The 23,125-nt window shown below is 59.6% G+C and carries 15 protein-coding genes; 4 read left to right on the forward strand and 11 right to left on the reverse strand.

Annotation, left to right across the window (positions count from 1 at the left end):
* Positions 1-5: 5 nt before the first annotated feature.
* The 3 genes from APT63_05950 (at position 6) to APT63_05960 (ending at position 9,399) form a co-directional block, all read left to right on the forward strand.
* A complete protein-coding gene (locus APT63_05950; protein ID AMA45206.1) occupies positions 6-2,459 on the forward strand; it encodes a hypothetical protein in 2,454 nt (817 codons plus the stop codon).
* A 114-nt stretch (positions 2,460-2,573) separates the two neighbouring features.
* Positions 2,574-5,351 (forward strand): hypothetical protein, encoded by a 2,778-nt coding sequence (locus tag APT63_05955; GenBank protein AMA45207.1) that lies wholly within the window; start codon positions 2,574-2,576, stop codon positions 5,349-5,351.
* Positions 5,352-5,430: 79 nt separating this feature from the next.
* Positions 5,431-9,399: a hypothetical protein gene (locus APT63_05960; protein AMA45208.1), complete on the forward strand. Its 3,969-nt coding sequence runs from the start codon at positions 5,431-5,433 to the stop codon at positions 9,397-9,399.
* 309 nt (positions 9,400-9,708) lie between these two features.
* On the opposite strand, the gene APT63_05965 is transcribed toward APT63_05960, so the two are convergent.
* The gene (locus APT63_05965; protein ID AMA45209.1) at positions 9,709-10,431 is read right to left on the reverse strand and encodes a pilus assembly protein; all 723 of its coding nucleotides are present in this window, start codon (positions 10,429-10,431) and stop codon (positions 9,709-9,711) included.
* Between the two features lie 64 nt (positions 10,432-10,495).
* On the reverse strand, positions 10,496-11,050 hold the full coding sequence (locus APT63_05970) for a type 1 pili subunit FimI (protein ID AMA45210.1): 555 nt from the start codon (positions 11,048-11,050) through the stop codon (positions 10,496-10,498).
* Between the two features lie 262 nt (positions 11,051-11,312).
* Between APT63_05970 and APT63_05975 the strand changes: the two genes are divergently transcribed.
* A complete protein-coding gene (locus tag APT63_05975; protein ID AMA45211.1) occupies positions 11,313-12,827 on the forward strand; it encodes a hypothetical protein in 1,515 nt (504 codons plus the stop codon).
* A gap of 12 nt (positions 12,828-12,839) precedes the next feature.
* Here the strand turns inward: APT63_05975 and APT63_05980 are convergent, their stop codons facing one another.
* From APT63_05980 to APT63_06020, 9 genes are all read right to left on the reverse strand, one after another.
* Complete coding sequence (locus APT63_05980; GenBank protein ID AMA45212.1) at positions 12,840-13,250, reverse strand: dehydrogenase; 411 nt, start codon at positions 13,248-13,250, stop codon at positions 12,840-12,842.
* A 64-nt stretch (positions 13,251-13,314) separates the two neighbouring features.
* Positions 13,315-14,304, reverse strand: a complete 990-nt coding sequence (locus APT63_05985) for a spermidine/putrescine ABC transporter ATP-binding protein (GenBank protein ID AMA45213.1) — start codon at positions 14,302-14,304, stop codon at positions 13,315-13,317.
* A 1-nt stretch (position 14,305) separates the two neighbouring features.
* On the reverse strand, positions 14,306-15,115 hold the full coding sequence (locus tag APT63_05990) for an ABC transporter permease (protein ID AMA45214.1): 810 nt from the start codon (positions 15,113-15,115) through the stop codon (positions 14,306-14,308).
* Positions 15,105-15,938: an ABC transporter permease gene (locus APT63_05995; protein ID AMA45215.1), complete on the reverse strand. Its 834-nt coding sequence runs from the start codon at positions 15,936-15,938 to the stop codon at positions 15,105-15,107. Before APT63_05995 ends, APT63_05990 begins: the two co-directional genes overlap by 11 nt.
* Before the next feature lie 46 nt (positions 15,939-15,984).
* Positions 15,985-17,055: an ABC transporter substrate-binding protein gene (locus APT63_06000; protein AMA45216.1), complete on the reverse strand. Its 1,071-nt coding sequence runs from the start codon at positions 17,053-17,055 to the stop codon at positions 15,985-15,987.
* A gap of 478 nt (positions 17,056-17,533) precedes the next feature.
* Positions 17,534-19,693: a mechanosensitive ion channel protein gene (locus tag APT63_06005; GenBank protein ID AMA45217.1), complete on the reverse strand. Its 2,160-nt coding sequence runs from the start codon at positions 19,691-19,693 to the stop codon at positions 17,534-17,536.
* A 972-nt stretch (positions 19,694-20,665) separates the two neighbouring features.
* Positions 20,666-21,955, reverse strand: a complete 1,290-nt coding sequence (locus tag APT63_06010; GenBank protein AMA45218.1) for an aminopeptidase — start codon at positions 21,953-21,955, stop codon at positions 20,666-20,668.
* Positions 21,956-22,145: 190 nt separating this feature from the next.
* A complete protein-coding gene (locus APT63_06015; protein ID AMA45219.1) occupies positions 22,146-22,781 on the reverse strand; it encodes an RNA pseudouridine synthase in 636 nt (211 codons plus the stop codon).
* 89 nt (positions 22,782-22,870) lie between these two features.
* Positions 22,871-23,125, reverse strand: coding sequence for a cell division topological specificity factor (locus APT63_06020; GenBank protein ID AMA45220.1), 255 nt, complete (start codon positions 23,123-23,125; stop codon positions 22,871-22,873).

Here is a 23,125-nt window from a genome sequence, read left to right on the forward strand (position 1 = left end):
CGAGCATGAAGACTAACGAAATAAGTGAGCGCCCATCCGATCAGGGAACCCAGTCGCTGGAGGACTTCCTTATAAAACTGGAGGCGGGGCCGAGCACCTTTGGCTGGGACGCGCTGTTGGTGTTCGATCGAGGTGCGACCAATACACTGTTGTCGCAAGAATATATCGATCGCCTTGTTGTTAAAGACGAGGGGTTCCCTACGTTGCCCGAGGGCGTGGTCGAGGCAGTGAGGGGTATTAAATATGAGCTCAAGAATTTTGTGTTCGACAAGCCTCGCTTGTCATTTGAGAATGCAAGTATTCTAGAGTCGAAAGCCAAGTTAAAAATGTTTCTGGTGGGCGGGTGGCAACTCGAAGTCCACGAACGGTCTGTGGGTGGCGAGCGCATCAGGCAGGTGGCCTCTCTGGCCGTTTACAATGCCGCCAACCGCAGTGTTCTGGACATGAATATCAACCTGAGGGCGGTGAAGGGTTCTGTGAGTGAACCGGGCAAGGTATTGCTCGATTTGAAGGATGCGACGGATCATGCTTTCAGTGGTGGAGGTACGCGCTTTGAACAAGAGCGCCTAGGCCTGTATCTTGAACAGGTGCTGAATAGCTGGAACGACCACCTTACAGAATTCCCCCTGAGCGAGATCGTGGTCGATGGCACATCGCCGATCAATCCAAGGGAATTCGGTTTGCGCACGCACGCAGCGCCTGGTGCCGTTGTACGGTCGAGTCAGAACTATGGTGAGGGCGCCGTGGTTGTGTTTGTCGCCATGAACGACAACGACAAGGGCACCTACCCTGCTGACGATGCGGCGATGATCTACATGCTGCCTGAGGCGTCAGCACCCTACACCAGTAACTTGTTACTGTCGAATAAGTTTATGGTCTCCCAGGTCATCAAACCAGGCCTTGATCAATTTGAATGGCTCAAGGACAAGTTCTATGTTCAGGAGCTGCTAGGCGGTCGTCATGAACTGGTGGCCAGCGAAACTATAACGATGTATTTTCCGTTCACTTATCGTAGCAATGGAAACGGTGGGACGCTTCAACCGTGGAGTTGGAGACTCGCTGTCGATGGAATGGAGCCTCATATCCTCGAAAAAGGCGGCAAGTTCATTATTGAGCATCGAACCCTCAAAGCACACTGGTCCTCGAATTCAGTGGCCGGCTACCTGGTGTATTGGGTTCAACAGGGCCTTGGGGCAGGCCGTACCGTCACCCTAGACATTCGAGCGGACATGTCTATTTCTGCTGACTACAGGTTCGTGATGTCCCATGACAGTGGTAAGCCGATGTTGAAGCTTGAGCTGGCGAACGCTCATGTCGAGGCGACGATTTCTATCGACGATGGATTTGGGTCTGGGGGCGCTGCGTCATCGGCGAGAGCGGATGCGGCCAACCTGGAGCGTAAGCTAGAAGCTGAGGTGAAAGGCGAACTTGAAAAGAAAGCCAGAAGCCTTCTAGACATGACGTTCGAGGTCGACGCATTACGCCTGAACAAGTTGCTGTTCCGTGGTGACAACGTTGTTGAACCCCGTGACGTGAGCTTGCCCACCGACCTGACCCTGTTGGGCAATCTCGCGCCTAAACAAACAGGACTGGTCATCAGCCCATTGGAGACGATCGTTGCCGGTGGTCAGCGCTTCGAGTTCAACACCACCCCCGTCCTGAGTGGTACCACCTGGACAGTGGAAAACCTGAAGGACGAAACGGGCGAGACGGGTGAGTTCAAGGACCCCTCAGTAGGCGTATATACGGCCCCTTCCGATAATGCATTGCGCATGGAAGGTCATCGCCGGTTGATTGTGACGGCCACGTATGGCGAGCAGGTCGCCAAGGCATTGGTCAGCGTCGTGCCTAGCCCCGTTTCGGTGAGTCCTTGGGTGGCACAGGTCAATCTAGGCGATGACTATGCACTGACTGCAGGCACCACGGATGGAACTGTGTTGGAGTGGAGTGAGCCTGAGTTGGGTGATCTGAAGCCTGATTACAGCGACTCGAACCTGGGCGGTAAAAAGTATACCGCACCCGACTCGCTACCCCTACCCCAGGAGCATGAACCGTTGTATTACCATGGTATGCGTCTAGTTCCGATCACTGTAAGGTCGGCTGCTGGCGGTGCCGAAGCAACGATCGATCTGTTGGTACTCGGCGTTAAAAATCTCAACTATTGGTTGGAATCGCGCATCAACGATGATGGAAGCGTGCATCTGTCGTTCTATAAGAAGACCCGTCAAGACAAAGTCGAATTGCACGACTCCGTTGAATGGACGGTGCTGCGTGGCAGCGGCACCATCGATCCCGTTACCCACGTCTACACGCCTGCGCCTGACACCATCGATCGATACTTGATCATCACGGCTTTCTACGACGACGACGTGTCATCGGACACTTTCGATTGTTTGATTCTACCCATGCCCCTTCGTGACCCTGTGCCGGCACATCAACTTCAACCTTCCCAGCCGTGAGGTGCAAACAATGAACAACTCCATGAGCAAGACACCTTCGACGTCAGATACAAGCTTGTCGGCGCGTCGTGATTGGGGGGGCTGCTAGCCCTGGACAGTAGACTGCTTAATTACGTGCTGCGTGAACAGTATCTGAAAACGCTCGCCGATTTTGGAGCGGTGATTCCTCTCGATCTGGAGGCCGCCCTTGAAGAGGGCGGGCGAACCCGTGTTTCGCTGCGGAAGGTGGTCTTTGGCCCGCCCCAGGTCCGCTTCGAGAGTACAGGTGTACAGGATTCAACGTTGAAGGTACGGATGAACATCGTCGCCGGAGACTACATGCAGGTACAGCAGCGTCCTGGTAGCCCCAAGCGCATCATCGAGCGCAGTACCCTCACCGAGGGTGCCGGCTATTACGTGGAGACGGATCTGACAGTGCGTCTGGTCCGATCCGACAGCGGTCGGTATACCTCGCTTGTGCTCGACCTCGAAAGCGCGACTGACTTTTCCACCAACTTGGGACCGACCTGCTATGCAAACAAGATGCTGGGCATGCATCTGCAGGAATCGATCCAATACATGCACGCCTACCAGAAGACCTACCAGCTGGGCCGCTTCGTCATGGACGATTATCATCCGTTGAGTCCGGACCAGTTCGTGGTGCAGACCCAAGTAGCACCTTGGGGGCAGAACGAAAGCAGCCCCCGATTCGGAGAAGGCGCCGTGCTGGTCTTCATGAAATTGGACATCGACTTGTACCCTGGGTCTTTGCCCGATCCAAACGTCGACCTGGCTTATCCCATCCTGGAGCAAGCGACGGGCTTACCGAGTACGTTGGTTCTCGCTGCGGATTTTACCGCACTGGACGCTGGTAAACCTGAAGATGTCTTGAGAACCTTCAAGGTACCTGCCGATCTCGAATTCGTCGTATTAGAAACAGCGCCTGATGTCGTCGATTTTGTGGCACACGGTACATGGCAAGCAACACGACATGCCGTGAAGGTCGAGCCTGCGTTTGCACAAGTCGTGTCGGGTAACAGCATAACGTTCACTGCCGAGGGAGCGGCTGGCGCATTGCAGTGGTCGGCGGTCAACTTGAATCGCCCTGCGGCAACCGGTAGCTTCAGCGGTACGCAGTATACGGCCTGTGAAAGCGACCGCTTCGTCGAGGACCAGCAAATGGTACTGGTGACCGCCACGGCATCAGGAGCAGGCAATGATAGGGCTGCGCATGCGCTGGTGATGGAAAGTGCTCGAGCAGTACAGATTGCTCCACGCGTTGCCACATGGGCAGGGGGCGAGGATTCGATTGAGCTTCGTGCTTCAAACACCAGTACAGGTAAGCTGCGTTGGGAATTGAGGGAGGCCGTCCTGCTGGGGGACGGCGAACAGCGGCTTCAGAGGCTTGAAGGATCGCTTGGCGACCTCGAAGACAAAGGTGACGGGTGTGCCATTTTTACGCCGGATCCTGACCAGGATGACGGGGATCTCTTCAAGGTACAACTGATCCGCTGCACCAATCTGTCGACCGATGAGTATGCCGAAAGCGCAGTGATGATCATCCACTGGCCAGCGAATTTACAAGTTTCGCCTTTCCACGTCCCTCAGGGTCTATCGATTCAACCCACGCGCTTTGACACAATTCCCGCAGGTGGCAGGCCCGTGACCTGGACTGTAAGAGGCGAAGGGTCGTTCGATGAGGGCAACCTGTATATGCCGCCTGAGAATCCGCAACTGCCCGTTGCAGTGGTGGTAGCGGACGATGGCGACGAGCGCAACGGTTACGCCATTGTGGAATTCAACGAAGGGCTGCAGTCGACCGCAGGTCTGTTGTCCTGGGAGACCCTGGATACCTTCGAGCTCAGAGCCCTAAGTGCGCCTCAGTGCTTCGCCAATGGCTGGCAACAAATCGAGATCGAGGTGAAGGTCGCTGCTGCAGATGACTATGATGGGAAACCGGTTGAAATTTCCGATGCCGACTTGGCAACGCTGAAGTTCTTGAACCTGGAAAGCAATAATGATCTGCCCTTCCTCGCCCCCTTGGAAGAAGCCTTGTATGACAAGGAGGCCAATAATGCGGATTGGGCGGTCAACCGGGATGCCAACATGATCGGTCGGCAAGAGGCCATGAACGGGGGCAGTGTGATCACGCCTTTGCGAGCCAGGACACGTCGATTTTACCTTCATTCGCGCAAGGCTGGAATGATCACGGTCATTGCCTCGATACAGAATACATTGACGGGCAAGACGGTTCTGTCTTCAGAGAAAGCAAACGGCGAGCTCGAAGTGCGCGCCCTGGACCGGCCGTCCTACACGCGGGACGTCTACAGCTTCAAGCGTACTCGCGCTGCGGGGGGAGATAGCTCGCCTTCCGATGGCGATGAGTTCGCTTACGTCGATAGAAGCACGGACAACTGGTTGCTCGAGCATGTATCACGCAGCGGGAAAGTCATAAAGTTTGCCCGTGTGTTTATCAGTGCGCGTGATCGAAAATCCTTGTTGAGTTGGTCATGGGTGCCGGGATCCTCCACGACGCCAATTGCCGACGACGATTTCGTCAGCTACACCAGTTTCACGTTCAAGTCGCTCGATGCGCGTATTGATAATCCCCTGGTGTTCGATGGATTGTTGTACCGCATGGCCTTGCACCGTCAGTATAGACTGCCTAAGGAGGTGAGGGGCAACGAACCGGGTGCCGGGGAATTCATGATCAGCCTGTATCGAGACGTGGGGTTCAAGATGGGCCATCGGAGCGAAGATCCTTACATAGCGGCACTTGAAGGTGAATTGATATTTAGCTTGCTGGATGAAGAGGGGCACGAACATAAACTGCGTGTCTGCTTCGAAGCGACGGCGGCGGAGCAAAGCCAGGGCATCACGCGCCGCGATCTGCTGCAACTCTATCTTCGCTGAACATAAGGTGTTGCCTCGGTGCCTCGGTGCCTCGTTGCGCTGAGGCAAGACCGTGTCCTCTCATCAAGGTGATTATGCCATGGCTATTGAAACCGTCATCCATTCCAATGCATTGAATGCGACTGAACTCGTGCAAAACGACGTAGACCCGCGCACGGGGCAATACGCGTTGAGCATCAACTTGCCTCTGCTGGCAGGTAATGAACAGCGCGGGCCAGCGCTGCCCATCCGCTTGGTGTTCAACCCGTTCAGCGATAAGAATGTGGGCTTTGGCCGCGGCTGGTATCTCGAACTCACTCAGTTCGTGCCCAGTACGCGCATGCTCCGGCTTCACACTGGCGAAAGCTTCAAGGTGACCGGCTCAGGTACAGAACCCAGCATCAGGGAGCGCAAGCTCGAAAGTTTTCGGTTCTTCGATGACAGCAACGGCAATGAGAAGCGCTACCGTGTGGTTCACCGCACCTATCTGGAAGAGATCCTCAGTGAATATGGTACGGGCGATCGCCGGGTGGCCTTGCCGTCCGAAGTGCGTGCTGCCTCTGGCCACCGTCTGTTGTTGAGCTACACCCCTGACACACAACGACTGGAACGTATCGTCGACGGTACCGGCATGGAACTGCTGCGCATCCGCTATGGCAGTTCGGTGATTTTCGATCTGCACCCTAACGCGAGGGGGGCCAATAAGCCCCTCGCGCAATACACACTCCTTCTGTCCAATGAGCAGTTGAATCAGATCAACTTGCCGACTGACGTCGGCGGCAATTGGCGTTTCGAATACACCCCTGTCTTTGGCCTGACGTGTCTGAGCAAGGTGTCTACACCCTATGGGAGTATCGAAGACATCCGCTACGGAGAGCGCGGTGATAAAGGCCATCTGTTACCAGGTGGTGGAACCCGCAGCGCGATACCGCGGGTTACCACTCACGTGGTCAACCCTGGGGCCGGGCAGCCACCCATGAAGACCACCTATACCTATACCGTCCTGCAAGAGGGCGTAGAGGTGTCGCATAACTTCGTGGGTTACGGCAGCGATGTGACGTGGCGTGACGACGGCGAAGACAACCTGTATCGCGCTTCCTCCGCTTACCAGTATGGCAGCACCGCCCACCAGTGGGGCAAAGGTGCAGACGGCAAGGATCAGGTCATCCGCACCGTCCAGCGTGTGTATAACCGCTTTCATCTGCAGGTGCGCGAGGTCGTTGTACAGGGGCATAAGCGACTCGCCACGGACACGACCTATCATGGTAAGGTGACGGATGGATTCGATAACCAGCCGAAGAATTTCCAGCTCCCATTGGAACAGACCCGCAGCTGGTCGGAGCTAAACGACGCTTCTCGCGTTCGCTACGAGCCCGCTACCAGAACCGAGTGCGACCTGCACGGCAATTTGATTGCCCAGACGCTGCCCTCTGGTCAACGCACCGAGATCGAGTATTACGCTGCAGGCGGAGAAGAGGGCTGCCCCCCAGACCCTGACGGTTTCGTACGTAACCAGAAGTGCGTGACGGAACATCCTGCACCGCAGGGAGACAAGCCTGCACCCGTGCTGCGCAAGCGCTACGAGTATGAATCGCTGGCTCGAGTGGGTGATGGCGCGGTCAAGGCATCCGCTTCCAATTGGCTGGTGCTGAAACAAGAAAGCCTGCATGAAGTCGTCGGGGAAAAAGAATCGGCGGCGCTGCAAACCACGTTCCTGTCACCCGTGGATGACCTCAACGATCCATTGCGTCATGGTCGCCTTAAACAGCAGATCGTGTGCATGCAGGATAAACAGACCACGACCGACTTTGAGTACAGTACAGAGGTCGTCAAGGAACATCCTGCGTTGGTCACCCAGCAGAAGGTGACGGGGTTCGATCACGACGAATGCGACCCCGAAACCGGTCAGAAGCGCAATGTGTCCAAGACCATCACGCTCAAGGAGTCGATACTCATTGGCCAACCGTTGCTTAGTCTCGATGACAATGATGTAGAGATCGCGTACGAATACGACGCCTTGCGGCGGGTCGTTCGTGAGACCGTATCGCCCGGTAAGCCGTTCGAGGCCTCTCGCACCTATGCGTATGGACTGGTGAGTGCCGTAGGGGATAAAGCGTCACAAGAACAGGTTGACGTCAAGGGCGTCTGTATTCGCTCTTGGATCGACGGCCTGGGGCGTGTCAGCAGCGAAGAGCGTCACGATGCTGACGCCGACAACAGCCATTTACACCAGGTTTTCCGACCACGCAACGCTTTCACCTACGATGAACTTGGTCAGCTGATCCAAGCGACCGAGTATGACTGGCTCGAGGACAAGGAGCCGTCACGGATGAACCAGTACGAAGAAGGCAAGGAGTTGTCGCTGACGACCCGGTACGACTATGACGACTGGGGACAGCAATGCTGTGAAATCGGGCCAGATGGGGTCAAGCATTTCCAATACGATGATCCAATCGGTTCCAATCCTTTGGGTTCTGGTCCTTCGAACATATTGCCCACCCAGACACGCTGGAGTGAATCGGCCGACGGTACGTTGAAGCTAGGTAAAACCACGACGTGGCTGAACTTGTTCGAGCAACCTGCCGTGGTCCAGCGGTTCGACCTAGCGGATGGGCCATATGCCAAGCAGCAGTTTTTCTACGACGGCCTGGGACGCACCGTACGTACTGTACGTGAGATTGATACCCGACGTGCTGTACCTGAGGTTAATGCTCGCAGTGAGACCGTTCATTACAGCTATGATCACTTCGGCCGCCTGGTTGAGCATACCCTGGCCGATAAGTCGGTGGTGAAGCGCACGTATGCTGAGCACAGCAGCGACGACCTGCCCGTCTTTATCAGTGTCAATGGCAGCGAGTTGGGCAGGCAAACGTTCGACGGTCTGAACCGCATGATCACCTCCGTCACCGGCGGTCGAACAAAGCACTTGTACTACGCACCAGGTCAAATGCAGCCAAACGAAGTAAAAACAGCTTCCGGCCATGTCATCAGCTACGAGTACATTCCACAGTTGGGAGAGGAGCCTAAACTACGACGCATACCAGGGAAACAGGCCGAGTATGAGTTCGACCCTCATAATGCACGGTTGACGCGGTGTAAGGAGGAGGGAGAAGAGCTGTCGCGTGCCTATTTCAGTACTGGCGAAATCAAGCAGGAGTGCCGCACGATTGGCGATCAGACGTGGACGATGGAATATGGCACCAGTCTGTTAGGCCGTCAGTTGTCCTACCAGGATGTACTCGGTCAGGTGCAGACGTACACCTACTATGCCAGTGGTTTGCTGGAGCGGACTGAACTGGGCACCACCAGCAGCCAGTTCTTCTACGACGGTCTGAGCAACATTCAATGCATCCTGACCCTCGACGGTACCCAGGGATTGGCAACGGAAATCGAATATGACCACCAGGGCCGCGAGTGTCTGCGCAGGTTCGTATTCCTCAACGAGGTGGTCGAGACTCCCATCGATGACTTTATCTTCGCCAACGAAACCGTTAAAGCCCTGGTCGAAGCAGCAGGGTTACAGGTACAAGGCGTGCAGACATTGACGCAGGCGTACAGTATGATCGACCAGATCACGTCCAAGTGCTTGAGCGAAAGAAGCCCTGTTGTGCGTAACGGCAAGATTCTGCGTACCAGAGACCGGGTATTGCGCCAAGAAACGTACGTCTACGACGTGCGGGGTCGCCTGGAGGAATACAGCTGCGAAGGATTGCCTTCCTACAGTCCGCAAGACCCGGCTGGAAAAATCATCCGTTATCAGCTTTTCGAATTCGATGCCTTGGATAACATCACGTGGGTATTTACCCAGTTCGAGGAAGCAGACGGAAGTCTTGATGACAACAGGGCTACATACCATTTTGACAATGACGATCCTGCGCAATTGACCCGCGTGGAAAACACCCATGCGGATTACGCCGATTTCACCTTGACGTATGACATGGACGGCAATATGACGCGCGATGATAAAGGCAAGGTGTTGATGTACGACGCGCTCGGTCGCTTGAGCAGCTATGACGGCAATGGTTATGGCTATGATCCGTTGGACAGGCTGGCAAGCCAGGAAGCATGAAACCCGCAAGCTGACAATCGGGCCGTAAGGCCCGATTTCATTGGTGCGCAGAATGTCCGCCTTCGACTTCACATCGCCCACGTTAAAGCCGGCAGTCACACGCATCGATCGCTTTGAGGCGGCAGAGAACAGCAGGGAGTGGATTGGCTGTCAGCCTACGGGTAGCGTTTGGACGCTACCTGTCGTCTGTCGGAGGTCTGTATCCTCGGTAATGACCAAGGCCAGATCTGTCAGGTCGACTGGTGCCAAGGCAGGCAATAGACCACTGGCCCCGATAACGTCCTGGGGCCGATGTGCAGTGACGGTACGTCAAGGGATGCTTGGCAATGCCCTGTGCACTGGGGGGGTGGCCACCCCATAGTCATTGATGGTGGTGAAGGTCAGCTGCGCGCCCTGGGCTGATTGGATACGGGTGAGGTCGTACACCTGCTGCCCGAACGGTGGAGCCATGTCCAGGGTCTGGATCGCTTCCGTAATCCCTGCAGCGCTGACTTCAAGGCGGGCGAAGGTGTAATGGTAGGGTGTCGGATTGTCCACTATCAACTGGAGGCGCCCAGCGCCTTGGCGCAATGACCATTTCAGTGCATCGATACGATCGGCTGGCCGGTCTTTCAACTGGCTGGGTCGGTAAAAAAGCTTGAGGCGGGTACGCAGTGCAATATTGAGCACATTGACCTCTTCAGAGGCTTCCGGGATTTCCTGAACATTAAAGTAAAACAGCGTTTCCCGATCCTGCGGCAGGCGGTTGGGTAAACGACTGATTTGCACCATCTGTTCTTTACCGGGCGCCAACGTGAACAGCCCTGGCGAGGTCGCCAAGGGGACTGCCGTCTGGGTATCGTCCTTGGCGGTATTGATCCAGCTCTGTACTGCGTAAGGGCGGGGGCTGGGATTGGCGATCACCACTGAGGCGCTGCGTTTGTCGCTGTCGAACACAATGCGTGTGGTATTGACGGTCAGCGCTGCCTGAGCGGGTTGCAGGATGGCTGTGAGGCATGCACCCAAGGCGAGGCGGCTCAAGCGGGTCTTCATCTGGCGGTACCTTTTGAATGGGACGAGACACCCTGAGCGATTTCAACCCGCCCAGGGTATTGTCTCATTGAACGTCGACGATAAATGACACGTCGGTATCGGCGGAGCCAGCACTCACGGGTGCACCTATGGATTGATACGCGGCCGAGAAGATGATGGTCGTAGGTTTCGTATCGTCTAATGGGAACGCTCTGGATTGTCCACCATTGGATATCGGCTTGTTGTTACTGTCCTTGATGACCAAGGCCAGATTGGTGGCGCTCCCTGGCTGCAGTGCATACAGCGTGTTCCCTGCACCCGCGCCCCCATAGGCGCCGGTGAAGGTAACTATAGCGCTCTGGCCTGCTGAAATTGAGCAGTTCCCTCCTGGGGTGAGGCGCATGCCAAAGGTACGTTGCGCCGCTTCAACGCCCACGTTGTTGAACTGCGCGGCATTGACGTTGCCCATGTTGATGCGCGCCACCGGGAGGCCGGTCGAGGGGTCGATGATTTCGATCGGGCAACTGCCCGAATTGATCTGGCCGTAGAAGTTGATCGAACCTCTACCGATTTCAGCGGCGAAGGCGGTACTGCTGGCCAGACCAAGCCCGATGGCAAGAGGGATGAGCATGTGTTTCATGGTGAACTCCACTGTGGAACAGTCGTTATAAGGACGTGAGTCCTCTGGGTGTCTGCCGAACAACTGCACGGCAGGGGAGCCGAATGTTAATTGTGGTGCGAGGGGCACGCCTGTAGGAAAAATCGGATATTTATAGAGGGACAACTGAAACAGCGTAGGCTTTAGGGTATTTTAATTTCCCACGTGGGGTAACTGATAAAAATGTCAGTTTTCAATAAGGGGGCTTACGTGCACATTAGAACTTTCTCACGAGGTTCGGCATATGAGCATGTCAACCGCAGAATCCATCAGTGGGTCGTCAAGCGGCCCCTCTGTTGTCGCCTTCATAACAGTGGCCGACCTCAACCGCTTATGGGCTGAGCGCTACGCAAGTCAGGGCCGCAACCTGGGCCTGTCAGTCCCTGTCATCGCCGAGCGTGAAATGGCTGGAAACACCTGGGAGCTCAGTGTGGTAAGGCTGGGGTATCCGAACATGCAGTTCGATACCTCAAGGCACAGTTTGACAGTCAGCAGGCGCCTGCTGACCGACCTGCGGGTGTACTTGACCGAATCCAGTGGCATGTCTATTCGGCAAGCGTTCAGAATCGAACAGTCGGGCGCCGACGGCGACAACGTGCTTCAAGTCACTCTCGAGCTTCAGGACCTGCACATGGAGTACCACACGGCCAAGAGTCAAGGCCTCTACGTGCACTGGTCAAAGCCGGCCGTCTATGTGATCGAGCAGGATCGACTGAGCGCCAGCAAGTTCAGGCAACACTTTGAGCCATTGAAGCAAATGAGGCTGACGACCCTGTCGGCACCCCTGGGACTTGCTCTTCATTATGTCAGGATCTACTACAAAGACTACGATGCGACTCTACTACGGCCTGCAGTGCAAGCTTCCTTCCGTTATAGTCGGGTCGATCAAGAAGCGCGCCCGTCCCAGTCGATCCAGTCAGGAGCTGCACTGCTGTGGTTCAATATCGATACATTCCCAAGGGTTTTGGATGGCATGCCGCCGCTGGATAGGCACTGGATCACCAGCCTGTTCGCGCCCAGTGGTTCGATGAAGTGGAGTGCTGGAGACTATCCAGGAGGGCAATATTATCTAGGTGGTTACACGCATGTGGAGCCCACATCGGCGTTAGCCAAGACTCAGCTTGCTACCCCTGTGTGCGATCTGATGCTTACTCCCCTCGTTACCTTTTCCGATGCCGGGGGCGGACCCATTGAGTTCGAGTCATTGTCCTACGTCGATGAGGTGAGGTGGAGACCAGAAGGGGGAAGGTTTTATGGCATGTTTCGGCCACATGGCAGCAAGTGTCGCTACACTCCGCCCGTAGCCTTAAAGCCGGCCGTGCGATTCAACCAGGCAGGGGACACCTTGATACCTGCTGCCTACCGCAGCAGCCTGTCCACACCAACGATCACTGAAGTCATTAGCGCCAAGGCACAAGATTACGAAGCGTACGTGAGCATCGTGGTCCGCTGGGTGTATCCGACACATTTTATCCGGGTTGCCAAACACACGCTTAGCGAACTCAAGCTTTCGCTGTGTTACCTCAACCGCGATCAGAAAGAAATAGCAGTGCCGGACTCGCAGATATCCTGGCATGTGGTGGCAGGCAATGGCTCGGTGAGTTCAGGTGTGTTCAAAACCGCCGAGTCCGACCCCAGCGCTTATTCTGTCGTGATCGGGATAGACGAATCCAGGCAGGATGAATGGCGTTGGGGGATGACGATCATTGCTCTGCCGATGCTCGACATCGATACATTGGTGGAGGCCTATTCGCGATAAAACAAGACTCGATCAGTGTCGAGTCGTCGGCGATGCCTGGGTCAGCAGTTGCTGCTCCTGATGCCAGTCGAAGGGTTCGTCGTTACGCTCGGCCTCGTAACGGCGTTCCTCGAGCTGCTGATACACGTGCAGCTCTTCGTCAGGCATGAAGTGCAGGCAATCGCCCCCAAAGAACCACAGCAGATCGCGGGGCACCAGATGAGCGATTTGCGGGTAACGTTGAATCACCTGGCACATCAGATCCTGGCCCAGGTACTGGCTTTCCAGCGGATCTTGCGGCAGTTGAGCCAGCAGGTCATCGAAGCGTTCGAGGAACAGGGCGTGGCTTTCATCCGGCACCTGCTCGGCCTCGCCCAGCGCCACCAGGATGGTGCGCAGGTGCTGGAGCAGTTGCAGGTGGTAGACCAGATGTGGATTGGCCATGGGAAGGTCCTCGATTGACTGAAACGGAGGCGGAGTATACGCCTGATCGGGTAGCGCCGGGGCGTCAGTCGATCTCGATCAGGGCCGACGGTTCGATGGTCAGGCGCACGTCGCGCCCAGTGGCATAGAGGTCGGCCGCCGTACGGTTGAGCACATCGACGCGCAGCTCGCTGCCCTCGACCTCGACACGGTAACGAATGACGTTGCCGAGCAGGCTATGGTCGAGAATACGGCCCGCGAGCGCGCCTTCCACACCTAAGCGGATGGCCTCTGGACGAATCGCCAGGCGCCGGGTGACGGGGCGCCGTAGCAGCTGCGTGGCGCTCGGCGCCTCGAGCAGGTTGTAGTGACCGATGAAACCCACCGCGAAGGCGTCCACCGGCGCGGTGTACAGCGTTTCGGCATCGCTGCTCTGGACGATGCGGCCCTCGTTCATCAGCACGATGCGATCGGACAGCGTCAGGGCTTCTTCCTGGTCATGGGTGACGAACAGGGTGGTCAGCCCCAGTTCGCGCTGGATGGCCCGGATCTGCTCACGCAGGTGCCGGCGAATGCGTGCGTCCAGGGCCGAGAGCGGTTCGTCGAGCAGCAGCAGCCGCGGCCGGGTCACCAGCGAGCGCGCCAGGGCGACGCGCTGACACTGCCCGCCCGACAGCTGATGCGGGTAGCGCTTGGCAAAATCTGTCAGCTCGACCAGCGCCAGCATCTCGCGGACGCGTGTCAGGCGTTCCGGGGAGGCGGTCTTCTGCATGCGCAGGCCAAAGGCAACGTTCTGCTCCACGGTCATGTTGGGAAACAGCGCATAGCTCTGGAACACCATGCCTATACCGCGCTGCTGTGGGCTGAGCGGCACCAGGTCCTGGCCCTCGAGCAGGATACGCCCACCGTCGACCGGCGTCAGGCCGGCGATGCAGCGCAGCAGGGTCGACTTGCCGCACCCGGAAGGGCCGAGCAGGGTCACGAATTCACCACGCTGGACTTCGCACGTGATGTCCTGGAAGACTGGATTGTCGCCGTAGTGTTTGTGCAGGTGCTGCACGCTGAGAAAGCTCATCTCAGGACTTGTCCTTGTTCAGGCGGTGGGCGACCCAGGTCAGCACCAGCACGAAGGCGAAATAGGAGATCACCAACGCGCTGTTGAAATGCCCGCTGCTGTTGCGCATGTTGTTGAGGTAGACCTGCAGGGTCTCGTAGCGTGTGCCGACCAGCAGGTTGGCGAAGACGAACTCGCCGAACAGGAACGAGAACGACAACAGCAGTGCCACCAGCAGGCCCTTGCGCAGGTTGGGCAGTACCACCAGCAGTGCCGCCTGCCAGGGGCTGGCGCCCAGCAGTTGGGCGGCGTCCATCAGGTCATGCAGGTTGATCGCCCGCAGGTTGTCGGTGATCGCCCGGTACATGAAGGGCAGGGCGATGGTGAAGTAGCAGCCGATCAGGATCCAGGGCGTGCCGACCATCGCCAGCGGGCCGCTGCCATACAGCTGCAGCAGGCCGACCGACGACACCACCGGGGGCACGGCGAACGGCAGCAGGATCACCACGTTCATCCAGGCATCCAGCCGCGGGAAGTGGTAATGCACCACGAACAGCAGCGGCAGGATCAGCGCCACCGACAACAGCAAGGCGCCGACGCAGATCAGCAGCGATCGACCGAACGCCGCCAGAAAGCGCGGCTCGCTCCACAAGGCGACGTACCACTTGAAGGTCAGCCCGCTGGGCAGCAGGCTGGCCGACCAGCTGGTGGCCAGGGAATAGAGCAGGGTGCCGGCCAGGGGCAGCAGCAGGATCAGAAACAGCAGGTACACCACCGTGCGGTGGTAGGCCCGGTTGGCGCGCGAGTCGGTGAGCGAACGGTCAGCGCGCATGGTAGCTCCGCTTCAGCAGCCCGTGATGAACCACGGCGACGAGCGTCATCAGCCCGACCAGGATCATGGCCAGGGCACTGGCTAGATTGGGATCGAGGGTGATGTCGCCGGCCACCAGCGCGGCGATGCGGATCGGCACCATGTTGAAGTTGCCGGTGGTCAGGGCGTAGACCGTGGCGTAGGCGCCCAGGGCGTTGGCCAGCAGGATCACGAAGGTGCCCATCAGCGCCGGTGCCAGTACCGGCAGGCCGATGTGCCGCCAATAGCGCCACGGGCTGGCCCCCAGCAACGCGGCCGACTCCCGCCAGTCTTCGCGCAGCGCATCGAACGCCGGGTAGAGCAGCAGCACGCCCAGCGGAATCTGGAAGTAGCTGTAGACCAGGATCAGGCCGCTCTTGGAGTACAGGTTGAAATCTCCGATCAGGCCCGCCTGCTTGAGCAGCAGGGTCAGGGCACCATTGAAGCCGAGCAGGATGATGAAGGCGAAGGCCAGCGGCACCCCGCTGAAGTTGCTGGTCATGTTGGCGAAGGCGCTGACCACATCGCGCAGCCGAGAGTCCACACGGGTCAGGGAGTAGCTGCCGAGCAGGGCGATGAGGATCCCGATCAGGCTCGACCAGAAGGCGATCTCCAGGCTGTGGCCGATGGCTTGCCGATGAAATTTCGAGGTGGCGATGCGCACGAAGTTGTCCAGGCCCCAGCCGTCGTCGGTCTGCACGCTGTGCACCATGACCCACGCCAGTGGCGCGATCTGGAAGACCAGCAGGCACAGGGCGAAGGGCGCCCCGCACAGCAGCGCCCAGCCACGCGTGCGCGTGTTCATGACACGGCCTGCCGTGGACTCACCTCGACCATGGTCGGGCCTCGGCTCATTGCATTTCCACGATGACCTGCTCCTGCCACAGCTGCGGCAGTTTCTTGGCCGTCGCCTCCCAGGCCTCGGCGTTCTTGATCGGCTGGGCTGCGCGGTATTGCTCGTTGGGCAGCAGTTTGGCCTGCACCTCGGGTGCCAGCTTCAGGTATTCGGCGCGGATCGGTCGGGCGTGGCCGATGGCCAGGTTGGTCTGGCCCGCATCGCTGAAGATGTACTCACGGGTGAGCTTGGCGGCATTCGGGTGCTTGGCGTATTTGTTGATGATCGTGGTGTAGCCGGACATCACCGAGCCGTCGGCGGGAATGACCACCTCGAAGCGTTTGGGGTCGATCTGTTCCCGGTAGCTCAGGCCGTTGAAGTCCCAGACCACGCCCACTTCGACTTCGCCTTTTTCCAGGGTCTGGATGGTCGGGTTGGCCATGGACAGGCGACCTTGCTGGGCCAGCTTGGTGAACAGTTGCAGGCCTGGCGTGATGTTGCGTTCGTCGCCCTTGTAGGCGATGGCCGCGGCCAGCACGCCATTGGCGGCCTGGGCGGCCGTCCCGACGTCACCGATGGCGACCTTGTAGCTGCCACGCTCCAGGTCGTGCCATTGGGCCGGTCGGTCCTTTTCCTTGACCAGGTCCTTGTTGATGATGAAGGCGATGGTCCCGGTGTAGGCCAGCGCCCAGTGCCCGTCCTGATCCTTGGCCCACTGGGGAATCTGCTCCCAGGTCGTGGGCTTGTAGGGCTGGGTGACGCCCTTGGCGACCGCGATGGGGCCGAACGAGGCACCAACGTCACCGATGTCAGCGCTGGCGTTGTCTTTTTCGGCCTCGAACTTGGCGACCTCCTGGGCGGAACTCATGTCGGTGTCGCTGTGCACCAGGCCATAGCGGCTGGCCAGATCGGCCCAGGTGCCTTTCCAGTTGGCCCAGGCGTCCGGCATGCCGACGCTGTTCACGGCGCCTTCCTTGCGCGCCGCGTCTTCCAGTACCTTGAGGTCGACGTCGGCGGCCTGCACGCTCGTGCAGAAGGCCAAGGTCAGGGCCGAGCCCAGCAGTGATGCCATGAACCGCTGTTTCATCCAGAACTCCTTGCGTGGGAATCTACGATCAAGGTGAGGCCTTCGATCGAACGGCGCTGCAAGGGGCCATGCTGACGAGGGTGCATGACCGTTTGATGTCCGTTGGATGACAGCCCGCTGGAGGTATAGCGTAGTTCAGATCTCGACGATCGGTTGCATCGCCGGCAAGCTGGCTCCCACACCCGTAGCCGTACCGCGGCGTTGCAGGTTATCGCGGGACCCTGCGGGAGCGGGCTTGCCCGCGATGCAGGCGGTGTCGGACCGGGCGCTATCGCGGGCAAGCCCGCTCCCACAAGCTGCCTGCGCAGCCCTGCCTACATCGATGGCTGCAGAGGTCTGGGTGGGAGCTGGCTTGCCAGCGATAGGGCCCTGCCAGGCGCCGCATGCGGCCGGGCATGTGCCGAGTAGAAAAGACAGCTGCTCCCACCTCGTTCAGCGCGGGGCTGAGCCGTGTGGGAGGGCTTGGTGAGAGCAAGAATCAGGTGGTCGCTTCGCTCGCCGGCTTCGGCGTGCCCCCGCCTGCCGTCACTACCTGCACGGAAAGCCGTGGCGTGGCCAGGTCCAGGCCGGCTTCGTCGAGCTTGCGCTTGAGCGCCAGGTTGAAGGCCCGGGACACTTCCCACTGCTTAATCGGTGCGGTCTTGAAGCGGGCACGCAGGATGGCCGACCCCGATTCGAAGCTCTCCACGCCCTGCAGCTCTAAGGGCGACCAGATGTTGCGACGCATCAACGGATCGGCGCGCAGCTTCTGGGCCACGTCGCGGATCAGGCCGATGGCCTGGTCGATGTCCATGGTGTGCGGGATGGCCACGCGGAAGATGGCGTAGCCGAACTCGCGCGAGTAGTTCTTGATGCTCTTGATCTCGCTGAACGGGATGGTGTGCACGATGCCGTCGATGTCGCGCAGGCGCACGGTACGGATGGTCAGCCCTTCGACCGTGCCCAGGTGTCCGCCCAGTTCGACGTAGTCGTCGATGGCCAGCGAGTCCTCGATGATGATGAACAGGCCCGTGATCAGGTCGGCCACCAGCGACTGAGCGCCGAAACCCACCGCCAGGCCGATGACACCGGCACCGGCGAGCAGCGGCGTGACGTTCATGCCCATGTTGGCCAGGGCCACGATCAGCGCGATGATGAAGATGGTGATGAACAGCACGTTGCGCACCAGCGGCATCATGGTCTGCGCGCGGGCGTTGGCCAGGCCGCGGCGCGAACGCACCAGGGCATGGTGCACGGCGCTGTCGGCCAGGATCCACACCAGCCAGGCGATGATCAGCGTGGTGGTCAGGCCCATGACCCGCAGGCTGACCTCATGCCCATCGCCCTCGGCGAAGCGGATCATCGACAAGCCCCAGACCCGCAGGCCGATTTCCAGGAACACCAGCCAGATGAACAGGTGCAGCAGGGCATAGCCGAAGCTCTTCAACCGCTCGACATAGACCTGCTGACGCCGGTGAGTGCGCCGGGGGCTGACGGCATGCCGCCGGACCAGACCGTTGAGCACCATGCACACCACCACCAGCACCGTGCACATCAGCGACTGGCGCAGTGCGGTGCTGGTGTCGCCTGCCGAGATGAAGGTGGCGAACAACGAGATCGCCACCAGCACCAGCGCCGGGACGTACCAGAAGCTGCCCAGGACGCCGATGGTGTCGCTCAGGGTGCGCCGCGTCAGACGACGTGACAGCGGCTGGTTGCGGATCAGGTGGGCGATGGGCCGACGGAAGCGCAGGATGAACAGGCCCGTGCACACCGCCGCCACGATGTTGGTGACGGTGGCCAGGGTGTGCGCCAGATGGATCCCGAGCGCCGCGGTCAAACGCGGATCGCTCATGGCCTCGCCGAAGGCGGCGAAGCTACCGATCAGCCAGAGCGGGTTGAAGGCCCGGTGACGCAGGATGTCCAGCGCACGGTGGCGGTGGGGGCCGTCGAGCAGGGAGAAGGCGATCACGCAGATGGCCGAGAAACAGGTGCCGACCACCAGGGCATAGGCCAGTACCATGGCCAGGGACTTGCCCAGCGAGGAGGGCAGGGCGAAGCTCAGGTAGACCGTGAAGATCAGCGCCACCAGCCAGGGCCCGAGCTTGCGCAGGGCAAAGCGCAGAAGGTCCCACGGGCGCGGATGCTGTGGCAGCTCCTCGGGCAGCCCGAAGCGCACCTGCAGGCGGTGGCCGATCCAGTTGAAGGTCATCGCCAGCAGGCTCCAGACCGCGATGATGGCGGCGAAGCCGAAGAGGATCATCGGCCATTCCTGCATCGGTACGGCCAACGCCGCCAGCTCTTGCCGGGCCTGGTCGAGTTCCAGCGACCAGCGCCGGAACGGGCTGGCCTCGCCGCTGAACTGCTTCTCGACATCGTGCAAGGTGCTGCCGATCAGCCCGAGCACACCTTGTGCCTCGGTCGGCTGGGCCTGGCGCGTGCTGTCACGCAGCTTTTTCAGGTCCGCCAGCAGCTTGCCACGCTGCTGGTCGTTTTCCAGGGTGGTGATGACCTCGTCGAGCGACTTGCCCAGGGGTTCGGAGGCTTGTTCCTGATGGGACGAACCCGACCCCAGCAGGCTGGGCAATCCGGCCGCCTGAGCGGGCACGACGAAGGCGAACAGGCACAACAGATAGAGACAACGCAGGAGAACAGGCACCGGACACACTACCTCGGGACAGACGATGCCCGAGTGTAGAGGATTTCAGGCCAGTTTCTCGAGGATCTTCCAGCACATGATGCCAAAGATGCCCAGCGTCCCCAGCCACATCATCAGCACACCCAGGTCACGCTCGCGCAGGCCGAAGCCCACGGTCAGCAACGACAGGCCCGCGATGACGGGAATCAGCATCGAATGCAAGGCGGACATGGCAGGCTCCTTCTGCGAAGACACAAGATCGACAGGGAAAGTGTAGCCAAGGCGAGGGGGCCGGGCATTGAGGTAGGACAAGGGATGTCCTCCTGTCCATGCCACGGTGGAATGGGGTGTCACGGACCGTGTGGGAGCGGGCTTGCCCGCGATAGCGTCCGGCCCGTCACCGCCGGCATCGCGAGAACGTTTGCTCTTATTGAGTACAAATATCTTGTTGATTTTATAGGAGATAAGTTCAGGCTTGTGTGGCCCCTGCGGGCCCAATCGCGGCCTGTCCGGCGCCCCGGCAGGGGCCGCTCAGATGACCGCGATAGCCTGAAACCCCGCGGTGGGGCTACGGGTGTAGGAGCGGCCCCTGTGCCGCGATGGGCCGCAAAGCGGCCCTTAAATCAGTTAGCAATGAAGCTCCGGATCCTGCCAGCTATCGACATGTTCTCTGCGCGACAGCGCGGCGCCAAGGCGGCGGACGAACTCTCATTGAGCACAGATATCTTGTTGATTTTATAAGGGATAATTTCAGGATTACGTGGCCCCTGCGGGCCCAATCGCGGCCGGTCCGGCGCCCCGGCTGGGGCCGCTCCTACACCCGTAGCTACACCGTGATGAGTCAGTACATTGCGGTACGTGTGGGAGCGGGCTTGCCCGCGATAGCGTCCGGTCCGTCACCGCCCGCATCGCATGCAAGCCTGCTCTCACAAAAGACGTGCATCGTTCTGTCAGGCCAGCCAAGCCGTCCAGGCTGTGCGTCGCCACGTCTGCCTACGGCAGCTCCACACTCCGGTAGAACGCCGTCAGCACTTTCACCAAGTGCGCCAGGTCATGGCTGCCGCACAGCTCGCGGATCGAATGCATGGCAAAGGTCGGCAGGCCGATGTCCACCGTCCGCACGCCCAGGTGGCCGGCGGTGATCGGGCCGATGGTCGAGCCACAGCCCATGTCGCTGCGCACCACGAAGCTCTGCACCGGGACTTCCTCGGCCATGCACAGGTGACGGAAGAACCCGGCCGTCTCGCTGTTGGTGGCGTAGCGCTGGTTGCTGTTGACCTTGATCACCGGCCCGGCGTTGAGCTTCGGGCCGTGGTTGCCATCGTGCTTGTCAGCGTAGTTGGGGTGTACGCCATGGGCGTTGTCGGCCGAGATCAGCAGCGAGCGCTGGATGCAGCGCACGTACTCGTCATGACCCGGCAGCAGACGCTGCAGGGTCTGCTCGAGCATCGGACCGTCCGCGCCACAGGCCGAGCAGGAACCGACTTCTTCATGGTCTGTGCAGACCAGCACGCAGGTCTCGTCGCTGTCGGCATTCAACAGGGCCTGGACGCCGGCAAAGCAGGAGAGCAGGTTGTCCAGGCGCGCGCCGGCGATGAACTCACCATGGAGGCCAATCTGCGCGGCCTCCTGAGTGTCGTAGAAGCTGAGTTCGTAATCGAGCACCACATCGGCATTGAGCTCGTGCTCGCGCGCCAGTTGTTCGGTCAGCAGCGCGCGGAAGTCGACGCGCTCGTCACCGGCCACCTGTGCCAGGATCGGCGGCAGCTCGTGCTGCGCATTGATCGGCCAGCCTTCGTTGGCGGTGCGGTTCAGGTGAATGGCCAGGTTGGGAATGACGGCGATCGGCAACTTGAAATCGACCAGCTGGCTCTCGACCTTGCCATCGCGGCGGAAGGTCACGCGCCCGGCCAACGACAGGTCACGGTCGAACCACGGGGCCAGCAAGGCGCCGCCGTAGACCTCCACCCCCAGCTGCAGGAAGCCATGGCGCTGCAACTCCGGTTGCGGCTTGACCCGCAGGCACGGGCTGTCGGTATGGGCACCGACCAGGCGCATGCCGCCTTCGAGCGGCGACTGCTTGCCCAATTGGATGGCGATGATCGAGGAGTCGTTACGCGTGACGTAGTAGCGGCCGCCGGGCACCGTGGTCCAGCGCTCGCGTTCGTCGAGGCGCTTGTAGCCGGCCGCTTCCAGACGCTGGGCGATCGACGCGGTGGCATGAAACGGCGTCGGCGACGCCTTGAGGAAATCGATCAGGCCTCGGTTGAGGGTGTCGCGCATAAGGTACTCCAGACCAGCGGCAAGCGTTGAGCTGCAAGCTTCGGGTAATGGGGGAGGAGTTGCAAGTCGTAAGCTACAAGCTACAAGCAAGTGTGCAGGGCTTCGGTTCAGCGCTTGGTGACTGAGTCCTTGTCGCTGTGCCATCGCTCTGAAGGTCAGCTTGTCACTTGCAGCTTGTAACTTGCCCCCTCTAAAAGGGCGCGGGACAGGTAAAGCACAGCCGCTCGCCCGACACCGGGTGGGTGAACGCCAGCATGCTGGCATGCAGGCACAGGCGTTCATGGGCGGCCAGGGCTTCGGGGTTGGCGTAGAGGCGGTCGCCCAGCAGCGGGTGGCCGATCGACAGCATGTGCACGCGCAGCTGGTGCGAGCGTCCGGTGACCGGCGTCAGTTCGACGCGGCAATGATCGACATGCCGTTCGAGCACGCGCCAGAAGGTCAGGGCGCGCTTGCCCAATTCGTGATCGACCACGTGACGCGGCTTGGTCGGCGGATCGTACCGCAGGGGCAGATCGATGCTGCCGCTGTCGCGGTCCGGTTGCCCCCAGCACAGGGCCGTGTAGGCCTTTTCCGTTTCCCGGTCGTGGAACTGTCGGGACAGCTCGCGGTGGCTGTCGGCGTCGCGGGCCAGCAGGATGATGCCCGAGGTCTCCCAGTCCAGCCGGTGCACGATCAGCGCGTCCGGATAGCCGTTTTCCTGCAGGCGGGTGATCAGGCAGTCCTTGTTGTCGTCGGCACGGCCGGGCACCGACAGCAGCAACGTCGGCTTGTTGACCACCAGCACGGCGGCATCTTCATGAAGGATCTGGACGTTCGACAACGGCATTGCGGGTTCTCTGCAAAACGCAACGGCGACGGCAGGCACGGCAGTGGAACTGCCGGCCTGACCGTCGCCGTGCACGTGACCCGGGGCGATCAACGCTCCGGGAGGGTGATGTTCAACTCGAGGATGGAGCAGTTGCCTTGGTCTTCCAGAGCGACCTGCACATCGTCGTTGCCAATGTTCACATACTTGCGGATCACCTCGACCAGTTCCTTCTGCAAGGCCGGGAGGTAGTCCGGGGTGCTGCGCTGTCCGCGCTCGTGCGCCACGATGATCTGTAGACGCTCTTTCGCCACCGACGCGCTGCTCTGTTTCTGTCTGCCACGAAAGAAGTCAAAAAGGTTCAT

It is taken from the genome of Pseudomonas monteilii, assembly GCA_001534745.1.
Lineage (GTDB): Bacteria > Pseudomonadota > Gammaproteobacteria > Pseudomonadales > Pseudomonadaceae > Aquipseudomonas > Aquipseudomonas alabamensis.